Raw genomic sequence first — 15,210 nt, 5'->3', positions numbered from 1 at the left:
TGATTTGTCTGGTAAGTAAATACTAATTACTACCACCTATTAAGCATAATCAGTTGTAATACTAAGTAATATGCGGTTTGAAAGTAGCCATAATCAATACAAATCATCCTTTTATATTTACAGATTTTACTGCGATCTAAAAAGAACTGAAACCATATATTAGTCAAATTTATTAATGACATCATAAATTGTGATGTCTAGTTCCAATCGAAGCAGTAATTAGAATCGCCCATTGATAATATAACTTCAGCTAAAGTCAAATGGACAATAAAAAAGTTAAGATAACTTAATAATTATTAAATAGTGGTCTCCGATGCCCTTAACTTCTTCACCGATAATGCAATCTAGTCCGGGCACATACTGGCAGTGGCGGGGCAATCCGATCTATTACGTTTGTGCCGGAGAACAGCAGCCCCAAAAACCACCTTTACTTCTCGTACATGGTTTTGGGGCCTCTACCGATCATTGGCGCAAAAATATTGCTCAGCTACAAAAACAGTTTCAAGTTTGGGCGATTGATCTTTTAGGTTTTGGACGCTCTGCCAAACCTAACCTAGAATACAGTGGCAATCTTTGGCGAGAACAGCTACATGACTTTATTGATGAGGTAATTTGTCAGCCCACAATCTTAGCGGGAAACTCTTTGGGGGGGTATGCTTCTCTTACTGTGGCGGCAGAATATCCTCAATCTACAGTTGGTTTAATTTTGCTCAATAGTGCAGGTCCTTTTACGGATACTCAAGCCCAATCAACTCAAAAATCCCAACCTAATTTTATCGGTAAGTTGATGCGCTCAATTCTTTTGCAGCCTTGGGCCAGCTTTCTTTTATTCCAGTATCTTCGTCGTCCCTCTGTAATCCGCAAAACGCTGAATAAAGTTTATCTGGATCGTAGTGCTGTTACCGAGCAGCTAGTGGATGATATTTATCGTCCCTCCTGCGATCGAGGAGCAGCAGCTGTTTTTAATTCAGTATTTAAAACTCCTCAGGGTGAAAAAGTTGATGTACTGCTTAGTCAAATGCAATGTCCTTTACTACTTTTATGGGGTGAAAATGATCCCTGGATCAATGCTAGAGAAAGAAGCAATAAATTTAGTCAGCATTATGCTCAATTAACAGAGTATTATCTTAAGGCGGGTCATTGCCCTCATGATGAAATACCAGAACAAGTAAATACCCTAATCACAAACTGGGTTTTATCCATAATTGGGCTGCAATCTTGATTGCTGACTTCTTAATAATTTGTTACAAGGTAAGAGTAACTCAATCTATAGCTTTATGTTTGGTGGATTTGTTGGTTTTGGTAATAATAAAGGCGGAGATTGGGGAGAGTCCCTAATTAACACTGTCGCAAGCAACACAATCCGTCACTTATTTACTCATAGCGAGGCAGTAGAAGTAGCGGTGAAATGTAATCCGTCTAGTAAGCTGCTACAGGGTACCATCGATAGCTTTAAAATGAGTGGACGTGGGTTGGTAATACGTAGGCAATTTCGTACAGAGGAAATGTCTTTTGAGACGGATGCTGTTTCTTTGGATTTTGGTTCGGCAGTAAAAGGGAAAATCTCTCTCAAGCAGCCTACTCAGGCGATCGCCAAGGTCAAATTATCGGAAGCTGATATTAATAAATCTTTTGAGGCAGATTTAGTTAGAAAGCGCTTAGAAAATTTGACTCCCGATGTTTTGACGGCAATATCTGGAGGTAAGCCAGTTTCCTTCAACAATATTGAAGTAAAACTTTTGCCGGGAAATAAGGTCAAGCTAACAGCTCAAGCCAGCTGGAATGATACCACAGTTCCAGTAAATCTCAACTGTGTTTTAGGCATTTCTAAACGGAGAAGAGTTCTCTTTGAAAATATTCAGTTTGAGCCGCAAGATATCTCTCCCAAGTTACAGGATACCTCTGAAAAATTAACTAACGCTTTGGGAGAAATTCTCAATGAAATGGTAGATTTAGACCGTTTTAATCTTGATGGAGTTAAACTACGTCTCAATCGGTTAGAAACTGAAGGAAAAATGCTTTTATTTAGTGGCTATGCTCAAATAGAAAGAGTTCCTCAGGCAGGCTAGTTTTATCAAGGAGTAAGAAGTAATGAGTAATGAGTAATGAGTAAGAGGTAACAGCAATTATAGTTTTTGTCTCATCGCAATATGAATTACTCCTGTGGTAGCGGAAGGAAATTCATTACCAAAGGTCTGAAATCCGAACTTTTGATAAAATCCTACTGCGGAAAGTCGAGAATTAAGAGTAAGTGCGATCGCACCTTGATGTTTAGCTAGGTCAATTAAAGTCAAGACTATTTGTCTGCCCAAGTTTTGCCTTTGGTAGTTGGGTTCCACTACCATTTGACCAAGGCGATAAACTAGATTTTTGTGGGGAGTTAATTTACCATAAGCAGCTACACACCCTTGAATTATAACGGCAGCATGGAAACTATCGGCATCGCGATCGTCAAAGACAATCTCCCAAGGCAAATTATGTTCAGCGAAAAATAGTCGATATCGCAGTTGACAGGCTTGATGATATTCTGGACTGTCGTATCTAATAAGTTTAATTAAAATCTGATTCTGATTCATAATTTTGGCTCTCAAGTTCTAAGACAGAGGTTTGATTGTCTATATAGTTCAGTTATTTGGTTGAGATTGATTTACCAAAGAAAGATAAACTTGAGGTTATGTTAAATCTTATTTGATGCGGAACATATGATTGTTTCCGTTTGTCGGTCAAGCTATTTAAAAAAAATTTATCTTCAGAATGATTTTAATTAAGTTACTAAAATCCCTAATTGCTAAATATAAGAATCGCTTGAGTTTTCTATTGGGGAATCGCCAACATTTAAATCAATTTATAACTCAAGTAGCTTTTATAAGCTTCATTATCTTCTTAACCAGTTTTTCTGCCTGGTGGACTTCTCCTGCCATGGCTACCATTAATGACGATCGCTATGAGGGTAATATTTTTATCTTATTCGGGGGGAATGGTTCATTAGTTCCGCCTCGCATGGATTTACCAACCTCTTTAAAACGAGAAAAACCAGCTATTTTAGTATTTTATGTCGATGATAGTAGTGACTGTAAACAATTTTCTGGTTTAGTCAATCGGATTCAGGAGTTTTATGGACGGGCAGCGAGTATTATTCCGGTAACTGTTGATTCCTTTGTAGAAAAAGATCAATATAGTCCTGAAGAACCGGCCTATTATTACAGTGGTGTTGTTCCAGAAACTGTAATTCTCGATCAAAAAGGCAAGGTGGTTTACGACGGTAAAGGACAAGTCCCCTACGAAGAAATAGATGATGTACTACGGGAAGTTTTTGATTTGCTACCGCGTTCTGAATCTCAGGTTTTAAAACGCCGTTCCTTTAACGAATTTAATTCAGGAATGAGCGAGTAGATTAAGATGGCAATCGAGATACTTACTGAGAAATTTACTTATTTCTCTGCATAATATTACTAAATCAACATAATACTCCTCAACACAACTGTACTATTTAGGTTTAGTTTGTCCAATGAAAGTATCAACTTTAAAATATCAGTTTGGTATTGCAGCTCTAGCGATCGCTGGTTTGGTAACGGCAATTGTCCCTGCTAGTTCAGTTCAGGCTCAGACTCAACAGGGTTTTACGTGCGACACAAGTTCTAATGTTCCAACAACTGTATATCACAATGCGCAAGGGGAGAAAGAAGAATGGATTAAGTGGGTTTCAGACCATTTTGCGGGTTCGGAATGGAATCCTTTATTTCGCTGCAAAACAGTAAGTAAACGTTTGGAAGTATATAGAAGCAATGGGCAACTTAAATATGTCACTTTAGGCATGCAAAATAACCAGCAGGTAATTTGTGTAGCTAGCCGTGACAATGGTCCTTGTGAGGGGATTATATATACTCTGCGACCAGGACAGGATGGTATTGCTGCTTTGAATAATTTATTTGCTTGGGGAAGCGGACAACAGAATTTGGAGCCTAGTTATGAGGCTTCTACCTCAATTCCCTATATTAATGTCCAAGATAGGTTGAACTAACATGAGAACAATAAGAACAATTAATTGTCTGAAGCTATTATCTTCCTTAGATTACCGACTTACATCAAAGTCTTGACAATGAAAGACCGCAATTTGGGTTGGAAACTAATATTTAAACTGGGCATAGGTTCTCTTAGTGTCATTAGTGCGGTAATTGCTCTGAATAAGATTGAACTCGGTTCCCGATTTGCCAGGAATCTTTGGTCTGGAGAAATTAACTGGCATAGACTTACCACAGCAATAGCCCAAGAGTTAGCAAGTTCTGAGATTTCAACAGAAGTGAGTAGTAGCAGTGAAATTTATCAACTGTTGAAATCGTCAACGGTTCGAGTGGTCAAAACTGACTCTGCTGGTTCGGGAGTAATCATCAATCGCGAGGGTAGCACATACTCGGTTTTAACTAATTGGCACGTAGTTGATTCCAATAATCCGCTGATCTTAACTGTCGATGATCAACAACATCAGCTAGTAGAGCCTCCCCAGCAGATAAAAAATGCAGATCTAGCTTTGCTGAGATTTCATAGCGAAGTAGACTATTCTACCGCCAAAATTGAGACGCAATTACCTCAAATTGGAGATACAGTATATGCTGCAGGATTTCCTCTGGCTATTGACGAAATCGAAAATAGTTTGGAATTGGGTAACGAAGCGTTTCGCTTAATTCAGGGAGAAGTGTCAATAGTTCCTGCTAAATCTTTGCCCCAGGGTTATCAGTTGGGTTATACCAACGAGACGGAAGTAGGTATGAGTGGTAGTCCTATTTTTAATGCTGAAGGATCGCTAGTCGGTATTCATGGTAGAGGTAAATATCGCGATCCTAATTTTGGGGTCTATATTTTTGAAGATGGTAGTGAACCTCCTCAAGAAGAGCTAGAGCAAATGATTAAGTCTAGCTGGGGTATTCCCATTAGTGTTTATTCCGAACTAGCCAATTAAAAGTTTTTCTCAAAGTTTCTCTAAAATGTTTTTTAATCATCAACTTTTAAATTCTTATCTTGCCACTGCGATTACGGGTACAGCGGCATTCACTTTAGTTAGTTTTGCTCCTTCAATAGCGATCGCCAAAAGCCCTACAGAAATAGCGGCGATCGCGGAAGTCGTGACCGTTAAAATTGACAACAATCTTGGTGTTCCTGGAGGGTCGGGAGTTATTATTGCCCAGGAAAATAATACCTATACTGTTCTCACCGCTAATCATGTAGTTAAAAACGTTAATATCGGTTACATAGTTAAAACTCCTGATCATCAGCAGTATCAAGTAACTGAGGTTAGAAATCTCGAGCAGGATGGCTTAGATTTGGCTTACGTCAAATTTAATAGTAATCAAGAGTATTCAGTAGCAACTATTGGTAGTTCTGAATATGCAACTCCTGGAGCTTCAATTTTTGTATCTGGCTATCCCTTAGCTGCTGAAATTGACCAAGAACGCAATTGGGAGTTTACAACAGGTACAATTACCAGTATTCGTGACAGCGCCTCTGAAGGTTATTCAATGCGTTATCAGGCTTTAACTCGTCGGGGGATGAGTGGCGGTGGAGTGTTTGACACTAGCGGAAATCTAGTAGGAATTCATGGTCAAGGTGACGTAATTGGCAGTGTTAAAAATGAATCTTCCAGTATTCCTGAACCCCTAAAAACAGGCTTTAATGCAGCAATTCCGATTCAGAACTTTACAAAATCTTTGGCAGATGTGGGGTTGAGTGATTCTGCTCTAACTATCGATCAAGCTAAGCCCGATCAAGAGGATACCGATATAGATGTAGAAGCAACCAAACAATATGCAGAAGGACTGGAATTACTGGCTCAGGGAGATACTGCTCGGGCAAATGAATATCTGATTGAGGCAGAGAAAAAAAATCCTAATAATGTAGTCGCGATATATTATCGAGGTCTGATTGATTATACGAAGCGAGATTTGACAGCGGCGATCGCCAATTATGATCGAGCAATTGAGAATAATCCTAACTTTTCTTTAGCTTATTTCAGCCGTGGGTTAGCTCACTACCATCAAGGAAGCACACAAAAAGCTCTAGAAGACTACAATAAGGCGATTCAAATTAATCCCACCGATCCTTGGTCATATCTTAACCGAGGCACTGTAAAAGAAGATTTAGGCGATGTCGATGGTGCATTAGCAGATTACAATCGCGCCATTCGTATTGCTCCTGACTACGGCAAGTCTTACCATAACCGCGGCGCAATCTTGTATTCTCGTCGAGATTTTAAAGGGGCTACTGCCGATTTTAAAAAAGCCTCGGAAATATTTTTCCGAGAGGGAGACACTAATAGCTATAATGTGGCAATCGATAGTCTAAATAAAGCCCAAAAAGCTCTGAGAAATTCCCCTTCTCGATAAAGGAGGTTCAGGAGCTATCAAAGAACATATATATAGCCGTACAAAGTTACATTAGGACAATTATTAGATTGCTCGTAAGTAACGAGTAATCAGTAATCAGTAATCAGTAATCAGTATGCCAATCAGGAACTTCTTTTTGGCGCGATCGCGCAATGACTAAAGCATTATCATTGACATCCTGAGTAACCACCGAACCTGCTGCTACGGTAACGTTTTCTCCCAGAGTAACCGGAGCGACTAAAACGCTATTGGAGCCAGTTTTAGTACCTTGTTTAATGGTTGTGGGATGTTTGTGTTTGCCGTCGTAGTTAGCAGTAATCGTACCTGCTCCGACATTCACGCGATCGCCCAAAGTAGCGTTTCCTAGGTAAGACAAGTGAGCCACATTGGTATTAGAGCCAACAGAGGTTTTCTTGATCTCGACAAAGTTACCCACACGACAACTTTCACCCAATTTAACGTCACCTCGCAGATGGGAATAAGGACCAATTCTAGTATTAGCGGCTACTTCGGAATCGATCACCACGGAATATAGAACGGTGACATTAGTACTAATTTTGCTGTTTTCGATCAGAGTTCCAGGACCAATTCTACTGCCAGTAGCAATGGTAGTATTGCCTCGAAGATGGGTTTGAGATTCTAGAATTACATCTGGTTCTAGTTGCACGCTTTCATCTATAGTGATGCTATCGGGATTCAGCATCGTCACACCTGCTTTCATCCAATCATCTTTAATTCTGGCTTGTAGAATGTCATAAGCTGCTGAAAGCTGTCGGCGATCATTGATACCACTAGTTTCACGGTAGTCTTCGGCATCATAAGCCATTACAGGAGAAAGATAATCTACTACTTCAGTTAAATAATATTCTCGCTGATCATTATCAGTTGAAAGTTTAGGTAAAGATTCAGCTAATTTCTGCCAATTAAAGCAATATATTCCCGCATTTACCCGTCGATTTTGCTTTTGAGCGCTGGTACAGTCCCGATCTTCAATAATATGACTAACTAAATCATCTCCATGACAAAAAACTCTGCCATAACCTTGAGGATTTGGTAAGTTAGCTGTCAACAGAGTCGCCGCGTTTTGATTATTTTGATGAGTTTCTACCAATTGTTGCAGAGTTTCTGGGCGTAGTAGAGGCGCATCGCCATTGAGAACTAATAAGTCTCCACCATAACCTTGGAGGTAAGGCATCAATTGTTGTACCGCATGACCAGTTCCTAGTTGTTGTATTTGTTCGACAAACTCAAGATCTTGACGATGACTTAAAGCCTGTCTAACTTTTTCTCCCTGATAACCAACAATAACGATCTGTTTATCAAGATTAAGTAAGCTACAACTATCAAGTACCCGTTCGACGAGCGATCGCCCTGCCAATGAATGCAAGACTTTGGGTAAATCGGACTTCATGCGAGTGCCTCGTCCTGCTGCTAAGATTGCTACCGCTACCATGCTTTTCGAGATTAGTTAATTTAAATAAATCCGTTTGGAGTATAGCTCTAATAGGCATACTAGTGCAAAAAAATATAATTTTTAATTTACGTGTAAAGCTTGGCAATATCTGCCAATGTAGCTACCTTAAACCCATTACCAACAGCAGCCATTTTCCATTCATCATTATGGCGATAGACCTCTGCCAAAATCATTCCAGTCATACCACGATATTCAGCTCCAGATAGATTGTAGCGGGCTAATTCTTTATTATTAGTACGATTGACTAAACGGACAAAAGCATTATCCACCATACTAAAATCTTGTCGGCGATTATTGCATTTATAAATATTAATGGCAAATACTAAATAAATAATACTGGGTGGGATTAACGGCAAGTCGATATTAATCACTTCATCGTCTCCTTCTCCGGCACCAGTTAGATTATCTCCCTGGTGAGCGATCGCACTAGAACTATGCCTTAAATTGCCAAAGTAAATTATATTTTTAACATCGGTTAATTTCTTATCCCCATCTAAACAGATTACCGAAGAATCTAGATCGAATTGCTTGGCACCACCAAAGAAACCGCCTGTTTTAGGGGCAACATCCCAACCCAGTCCACACATGATTTGTTTGAGGTTTGGTTCTTCTTTAGTTAGAGAAATACGCTGTCCTTTTTTGAGGTTGATTGCCATTGATTTTGGGTCTCTAGATTACTTTAATTAATTGATTATGATTGTCAGTTGTCAGTTGTCAGTTGTCAGTTGTCAGTTGTCAGTTGTCAGTAGTTATATTAGTTATTAATTTTGAGCCTACCAGATAATATTGAAGCAAAATAAATAGGGAGTCAGAGAGACGAAATTATTTATCTTTATCTTTCATCCCTCATCCTTCATCCCTCATCTTTTATAGAAGGTGAAAACCCACGTCATTTATGCGTGGAAGTGTCAATGATATCGATCGACTAAAGCCTGTAATCCGCCTTCGTAGCCTGCTCCTACTGCATTCATGCGCCACTCACCATCTTTGCGATAGAGTTCTGCCATAATCAGGGCAGTTTCAATGGAAAAGTCTTCGGTCAAGTCATAGCGAATGATTTCTTGTTCGTCTTCAGCATTAACAACGCGGACAAAGGCATTTTGTACTTGACCAAAGTTCTGGCTACGTTGTTCTGCTTCGTGAATAGTCACAGTGATTGCTATTTTAGCTACTTCAGCAGGAACGGTTTTAAGATTAATATCAATGATTTCGTCATCTCCTTCACCAGCACCAGTTCGATTATCGCCTAACTGTTTAACTGATTGATCGGGGTCAGGACTAACCTGATTATTATAAAAAATGAAGTGTTGATCGGAAATTAACTTTTCATTACTGTCTAGGAGAAAAACTGATGCATCGATATCAAAATCGCCACCAGTATCGGTCACATTAATATCCCACCCTAAACCAACGAAGATTTGTACTAGCCCAGGTGCTACTTTTTCTAAAGAGATTCTTTGCCCTTTGCTTAGATTGATTGTCATTATTTACTTAATCCTAATCGGCTTTAATTTATTTACAACTAATAAATAATCTGATTCAAATCAATCCTATGATAACTATTTTAGATTCCCAATTTTTTTTTAGATTCCCAATTTTTCTTAATGGTGTTAGCGGAATCTTCTCTCGTTTGGGAATTAATTACCGATTCGTGCCGTAAAGCCCCTGGCTTCAGACATGGGGATATAAGGCACGGCTAGCACTTACTGGGTTAGTTTATGCTTATATGATAGCATAAGAATATGTTAGTTCTAGAGATGAAGATACAAGCCAAGCCAACTCAATACGATGCGATGGATGAAGCCATCAGAACGGCACAATTCATACGCAACAAAGCATTGCGATATTGGATGGACAATAAAGGAGTAGGAAAATACCAGCTATCGGCATACTGTAAAGTACTAGCTGCTGAATTCCCCTTTGCTCACAAGCTAAATTCAATGGCCAGACAAAGCAGTGCAGATCGAGCCTGGGCTGCAATATCTCGTTTCTATCAAAACTGTAAACATAAAACTCCTGGAAAAAAGGGATTTCCTAAGTTCAAGAAGCATTCTCGCTCGGTCGAGTATAAGACTACAGGTTGGAAGCTTTCTGAAAACAGAAAACAGATAACCTTCACCGATCAGAATAATATCGGTCGGGTCAAGCTCAAAGGTACAAGAGATTTGAATTGGTACGATATCAAACAATTCAAACGAGTACGAATAGTTAGACGTGCTGATGGTTATTATGGTCAGTTTTTAGTCGATGCCGACAACCGAGAAAGAGTAGAACCATCTTATTCTGAAATTGGTTTAGACGTTGGCTTGAACTATTTCTATACCGACGACAAAGGGAATCAGATTGAGAATCCTCGGTTTTATCGAAGAGGTGAAAAAGCACTCAATCGCTTAAACCGAAGCAAGTCTAAAAAGTACGTCAAAAGTAAAAAACCACAGTCTAAGAACTATCACCAAGCGAGAAAAAGATACGCCCTAAAGCATCTTAAGATAAGTAGGCAACGTAAAGACCATGCCGTGAAATTGGCACGGTGCGTAATCACATCTAACGATGTAGTCGCTTATGAAGACTTAAGAATTGGCAAGATGGTAAAAAATCACAATCTTGCCAAGTCGATAACCGACGCTGGCTGGTATCAATTTAGAGTGTGGTTAGAGTACTTTGGCTATAAGTTTGGCAAAGTAACAGTTGCCGTACCACCGCAGTATACTTCTGTTAACTGCTCTGGTTGCGGAGCTAAAGTAACTAAAACTCTCAGCACCAGAACTCATAAGTGTAAGTGTGGCTGTGTTCTCGACCGAGATGAAAATGCAGCCAGAAACATCCTCTCTTTAGGATTAAGTACCGTGGGACACACGGGATCTAAAGCTTGGGGAGACGAAACCTCTATCTTGGCTGATGAGAATTTGTCAGGGTAAGTTTTTTCTACGAACCAAGAATCTCCCGCATTCATGCGTGGGGAATGTCAACAGATTGGGTTCGACGATAAACAGCGGTGAGAGCAGCAGATATCAATAGACCCCAAGCAGGAGCGATCGCAATAATCCAGCCTCCATTGAGAAACAATAGCCAACAGCAGCCTAAAAGAACTGTCAAAGCAAGATAAATACTGACAGCTATTTTGATAATCGAACGTCGTAGCAAAATGATGATGATACTACCAACCGCAGACCAAAGAGCAACCCAAATTAATTCGACTTTATCTGAGAACCACCATAGTAGTTTTTGTTCTCCTAATACCGCACTAATTATTTGACTAGTCATTTGGGCATGGATTACCACTCCGGGAAGACTTTCTGTATGTTTTCCTTTGCTCAAGGGAGTGAGATGTAGATCGTGATTGTGTCCCACTACTCCCAAAAAAACAATTTTGTCTTGGACTAGTTTTGCTAGAGATTGCTCCGGAATAGTAAAAATTTCTCTTAGGGCAATAGTTTGAGGTGAAGTATGGCGATAGTTCAATAAAACTTGATAACCTTGAGCCTCGGGTAAATGATATCCTCCACTTGAAGCACTTAGTTTAGGAAATACAGTCTCGCCAATTTGTAATAAACCCTGTTGATTTAGTTTGGCAGGGGGATGATCCAAATATTTAAGAGCAAGGCGTAAACCAAATGAGAAGCCACTTTGGCATACTTGATCTGGAGACATACCTAAAATTTGGCGGCGAATTGTTTTATCATCATCTACCGCCCAATTACTAAAGCCCACTTGCTCAGGGGGGAGTTGGGATGGGGGAGCAATACTAACTAGTTGAGCTTGGTCAATTTTGACACGACAAATAGCGAAAAAATCATCAGTTTGGGCGATAATATCTGCTAATTTGGGAGAGAAAGGAAAATCATGAATTATATCTGAGGCGATCGCTTTAGGTTGCCCAGGTTGCAACCTAGTTATTAGTTGGGCTAAGGCTTCATCACTAAGAGAGCCACGCATATTTGTTGCCAGATTTTGCTCTCTTTGATACTGGATATCTTGATCATCGATAGTAATGATCAAGATTCGTTCATCTGCAGGGGGAGTAGTCCGCCAACCTATAAAGCGATCGTAAGCATTTAATTCTCCTGCTTGTAACCAGCTCCCAGTTTGCATCAGCCAAACTAACATAGTAGCGACAGCACTAATTATTGAGATCGAGGCTAATAATTGTGGTTGCCAGCGTAGTTGAGCCTTAGAAGTATTTTTTTGCTGATTTCCTCGTAAATCTGCCCATTTGGGCGGGATAATTGCTGGATTCTGATAAATTATCGGGAGCCAGGCAGCACAGGGAAACTGTTTTTCCCAACCTTGCAATTGCTCTCTGGCCATTCTGGTAGAGATGTAGAGAGAGTTCCCTCCGGCATAAGCTTGCAGCAAATATTTAACAAACTGTTGCGCCATAATATCTGGTATGGGCCAACGCATTACAATCGACTGAGGTAAGGATAATTGCCCTAACTCTTCAGCTATACCCAATCCATCACAAGAATTAAAAATTGCTAACTGAAGTCCTGAAGCGATCGCTTGTTTAAAACCAGGTCTTAATTCTTCAATGGTTAATTGATCCTCAGCGTTAAGTGAGAGCAATCCTTGTCTAGCTATAGTCTGACTATGTCCCGCGAAAAAAATAATATCCCAGGAATCTTGCCAGAGATGAGCGTATAGTTCCTGGCGAGTTGGCTCAATCAAAAAGATGACTTCTCCCTCTGCTAAAGAATTCAGAAAAGCCCGATCAGCCTCTAAATTCAAACCTCGGCCATCTCCCAAAATTGCCAAAATCTTGACTTTACCAGTTTTAAATGGCTTATGGATAGTTGGCACCCGCTCGAAATTAAAATTACTGATGGCAATTTCTAACTTTGGGTAGTTATCTACTAGATCCCAACAACACCAAGGTAGCTGATATATTTCGAGGCAATTACTACAAATCAGCATTCTAATTACTTCTTGTCGATTCAACTCTTCTCGCAGATGTTTATCAACTGAATTAAAACTAGGATAATTAAGCCAATTTTGTAATTCTTGGTGTAACTTGGCAGCTGATTTGACTAACTGTTTATGAGGATTGATCGAGCCATCATAGATAATTTGCTGAGGCTTGATACGACAATTTTGGCTCTGCTGTCGGTATAGGTCTTGCAACTGAGCTAGACATCGTCTCAATTCAGTTGCAGGGGGTAAGAATCCTGAAAAGCCGCAGTCAGCCGACTTTCCTTCTAGTCCAATTTCGAGGCTAATTTGAAACCCTGACTCAAAATCACCACTTAGCTTCAAAATTACTAACTTGGTCATCAATCAACAATTAACAACTAATCTGCCAACCATCAAATAATAAAGCTTTCTACCTTGATATTCTCATCTAAAGATAATTCAACACTAAAACTTTCTCTCAATTTGCCACTAAAACAGAATTCAATAGTCTCTGTCTGATTAGCTTGAGCAATCATTACGGGACGCATAACTTCGTCTAAGATGACTAATTCTAAACCTTCTGGTAGGTATTGATGTTCTTCCCTATGGCAAACTGTAACCGAAATATTAAATTCATCATTTCTCTCCGGCTGGATGTTCAATACCAAAGCAATATCGTGACTAATATTTTCCAACCTGACTAACTTAACTCGACTAACTTGTGTGGATAAGTTTTTCAGGTGCTGGTTAGCTACTTTTGGTGGACTCCTAAAGTTGAGAGCTATAGGGGGCAACAATAGTTCTTCTAATTTATACCAGCCGCAATCTAATGCTCCAGATAACCATCTACTAAGGCTAACAGATTGAACTGATGCCATTGATTTTTGCTGGTTTAGGTAAGCAGGAAATTGTGCTAATGATTCTAGTTGATTAAGAGGTAATTCAACTTGTTTGATCTCAGGAATGAATCCTAGCAACGTCCCTTGGCTTAAAGATTCGTCTAGCCTAATTACTAAGTAACCAATTCTCTTATACCAGACTTCAGGCGGAATAGTAACCGTATCTTGGTGATTTAAAACAACTCGACATTCCAATTTGCCACAATTAGGAATTTGCAGATCGGCAACGTCCATCATGGTTTGAAATATAGGATTCCAGCTATCACTGCTCTCCAAATTAGTCGCCCAACCTAATGAATTGAGATAATAATTAGCTATAAATACAGCTAAAGTGTTGAGATAAACTTGTTTTGCTTTTGTTCCTTGAGACTGATAGCGACGAAATTGTTCCGCCTTTATGCGAGCTTTGGCAGGAATAGTAATTTGTTGAAATATCTCTGATTGAAGATTCATTTTTAATATATTTTCTCCTAGTTATGTAGCTAAAGATACTTTTTTAATTCTGTTTTTAATATGGGTGCGAATCGACGGCACCATCGATTGTAAAAACTACTTAGGGTTGAGACTGGGATATCTAGTTGCAGCGATATTTCTATCCAACTTTGACCAGAAAATTTAGCTAGAGCAATCTGACGAAAGTTGGCATTTGGTCTATTTCTAATATAAGCTTCGCGAAAAATATTATCTGGATCTTGACTCAGATATTGTCTGAGTAATTTGCTTAAATCTTGATGCTCAAAGGGTTGCTTAATTTGCTCTAAGTCTTGAAAAGAAGAAAGCTCATATTTACTATACTTATTATATCTTTCATAACATTTAAGTAAAAGTTTGTCTAAATTGAAATTAACCCAATTCATGAATTTTTTTTGTCCACGTTCAGGATCGTATAAGTCGATATTCAAACATATATATATATAGGTTTCACTTAGAGCTTCTTGATAGAGAAGATTATATAAATTAGGAGGGAATTTATTCATATGGGGACGGCATAATTTACCAGATAGTTTGATTGCCTTAATTAATTCGGTTAGAGCATAAGTTCTCAGTTCACTATTGACCAAAAAATTTTGTGCATTTAAACACAGTTTTTTCAATTGATTATCATTGAGTATTCTTTGAAAAATTTCTGTTTGTATTGAGTATAAATAATCCGGCGTGAGCTGTTGGTAATTTGAGAAATGATTACCGTTTGTTAACAGACTTGATTTTGCTGAATGTTGCTGAATAAGAGCGACTAATTGTTCTTTAGCTTGGTCATAAATTTCTTGATAAACTCCAGTTAGGGGCTTACCATTAAATCGACGACATAATGGACGCGATCGCAAAATTTTCACCGCAATTTGGTTAATGACTAATTCTTGCAGTTGAAAGTTGTTTGTAGCTTGAACTTGTTGTAAAAGTTGTTGCACTTGTTCATATTTTTCTTGCTCAAACTTATTGATGCTCGTCATTTATTAGAGTCCAATCAAAATAAAAGATCGAAAGATCTTCAACTATTGATTACTTCTCTTACCCAGATTATATTTATGCGTTTTGTAACAAAACTTGACAAATCATCTTTTGTTTTCCA

Annotated in this window: 14 protein-coding genes; 7 read left to right on the top strand and 7 right to left on the bottom strand. The window is 39.0% G+C overall.

Annotation, left to right across the window (positions count from 1 at the left end; all coding sequences use genetic code 11):
• Positions 1 to 313 precede the first annotated feature (313 nt).
• A complete protein-coding gene (locus PLEUR7319_RS0131695; protein ID WP_019509269.1) occupies positions 314 to 1,222 on the top strand; it encodes an alpha/beta fold hydrolase in 909 nt (302 codons plus the stop codon).
• 55 nt (positions 1,223 to 1,277) lie between these two features.
• Positions 1,278 to 2,069 carry a DUF2993 domain-containing protein gene (locus PLEUR7319_RS0131690; RefSeq protein ID WP_019509268.1) on the top strand — a complete coding sequence of 264 codons (792 nt, stop codon included), beginning with the start codon at positions 1,278 to 1,280 and terminating at the stop codon, positions 2,067 to 2,069.
• Positions 2,070 to 2,126: 57 nt separating this feature from the next.
• Here the strand turns inward: PLEUR7319_RS0131690 and PLEUR7319_RS0131685 are convergent, their stop codons facing one another.
• Complete coding sequence (locus PLEUR7319_RS0131685; RefSeq protein ID WP_019509267.1) at positions 2,127 to 2,576, bottom strand: GNAT family N-acetyltransferase; 450 nt, start codon at positions 2,574 to 2,576, stop codon at positions 2,127 to 2,129.
• A gap of 178 nt (positions 2,577 to 2,754) precedes the next feature.
• Here PLEUR7319_RS0131685 and PLEUR7319_RS0131680 point away from each other — a divergent pair, with 178 nt between their 5' ends.
• The 4 genes from PLEUR7319_RS0131680 (at position 2,755) to PLEUR7319_RS37355 (ending at position 6,377) form a co-directional block, all read left to right on the top strand.
• Complete coding sequence (locus tag PLEUR7319_RS0131680; RefSeq protein WP_019509266.1) at positions 2,755 to 3,393, top strand: thylakoid membrane photosystem I accumulation factor; 639 nt, start codon at positions 2,755 to 2,757, stop codon at positions 3,391 to 3,393.
• A gap of 115 nt (positions 3,394 to 3,508) precedes the next feature.
• Entirely contained in the window at positions 3,509 to 4,021 is a 513-nt protein-coding gene (locus PLEUR7319_RS37360; protein WP_019509265.1) for a COP23 domain-containing protein, read from the top strand.
• A 78-nt stretch (positions 4,022 to 4,099) separates the two neighbouring features.
• Entirely contained in the window at positions 4,100 to 4,957 is an 858-nt protein-coding gene (locus PLEUR7319_RS0131670; protein WP_019509264.1) for a serine protease, read from the top strand.
• 25 nt (positions 4,958 to 4,982) lie between these two features.
• Positions 4,983 to 6,377 (top strand): tetratricopeptide repeat-containing serine protease family protein, encoded by a 1,395-nt coding sequence (locus tag PLEUR7319_RS37355; protein WP_019509263.1) that lies wholly within the window; start codon positions 4,983 to 4,985, stop codon positions 6,375 to 6,377.
• A 103-nt stretch (positions 6,378 to 6,480) separates the two neighbouring features.
• On the opposite strand, the gene glmU is transcribed toward PLEUR7319_RS37355, so the two are convergent.
• The 3 genes from glmU to PLEUR7319_RS0131650 all read right to left on the bottom strand — a co-directional run bounded on the left by glmU (position 6,481) and on the right by PLEUR7319_RS0131650 (position 9,335).
• On the bottom strand, positions 6,481 to 7,830 hold the full coding sequence (gene glmU / locus PLEUR7319_RS0131660; protein WP_019509262.1) for a bifunctional UDP-N-acetylglucosamine diphosphorylase/glucosamine-1-phosphate N-acetyltransferase GlmU: 1,350 nt from the start codon (positions 7,828 to 7,830) through the stop codon (positions 6,481 to 6,483).
• Between the two features lie 86 nt (positions 7,831 to 7,916).
• Entirely contained in the window at positions 7,917 to 8,507 is a 591-nt protein-coding gene (locus PLEUR7319_RS0131655; protein ID WP_019509261.1) for a TerD family protein, read from the bottom strand.
• 252 nt (positions 8,508 to 8,759) lie between these two features.
• Entirely contained in the window at positions 8,760 to 9,335 is a 576-nt protein-coding gene (locus PLEUR7319_RS0131650) for a TerD family protein (protein WP_019509260.1), read from the bottom strand.
• Between the two features lie 258 nt (positions 9,336 to 9,593).
• Between PLEUR7319_RS0131650 and PLEUR7319_RS0131645 the strand changes: the two genes are divergently transcribed.
• A complete protein-coding gene (locus PLEUR7319_RS0131645) occupies positions 9,594 to 10,769 on the top strand; it encodes an RNA-guided endonuclease TnpB family protein (RefSeq protein WP_019507171.1) in 1,176 nt (391 codons plus the stop codon).
• Between the two features lie 31 nt (positions 10,770 to 10,800).
• Here the strand turns inward: PLEUR7319_RS0131645 and PLEUR7319_RS0131640 are convergent, their stop codons facing one another.
• Genes PLEUR7319_RS0131640 through PLEUR7319_RS0131630 form a run of 3 tightly spaced genes read right to left on the bottom strand, consistent with a single transcriptional unit; the run spans position 10,801 to position 15,091 of the window.
• A complete protein-coding gene (locus PLEUR7319_RS0131640; protein ID WP_019509259.1) occupies positions 10,801 to 13,122 on the bottom strand; it encodes a CHASE2 domain-containing protein in 2,322 nt (773 codons plus the stop codon).
• A 32-nt stretch (positions 13,123 to 13,154) separates the two neighbouring features.
• The gene (locus PLEUR7319_RS0131635; protein WP_019509258.1) at positions 13,155 to 14,093 is read right to left on the bottom strand and encodes a DUF1822 family protein; all 939 of its coding nucleotides are present in this window, start codon (positions 14,091 to 14,093) and stop codon (positions 13,155 to 13,157) included.
• A gap of 29 nt (positions 14,094 to 14,122) precedes the next feature.
• A complete protein-coding gene (locus PLEUR7319_RS0131630; RefSeq protein WP_019509257.1) occupies positions 14,123 to 15,091 on the bottom strand; it encodes a hypothetical protein in 969 nt (322 codons plus the stop codon).
• Between the last annotated feature and the right edge of the window lie 119 nt (positions 15,092 to 15,210).

This window comes from Pleurocapsa sp. PCC 7319, assembly GCF_000332195.1.
Lineage (GTDB): Bacteria > Cyanobacteriota > Cyanobacteriia > Cyanobacteriales > Xenococcaceae > Waterburya.
Note: the sequence above shows the minus strand (reverse complement) of the source record. Positions and strands in the feature narration are given on the sequence as shown.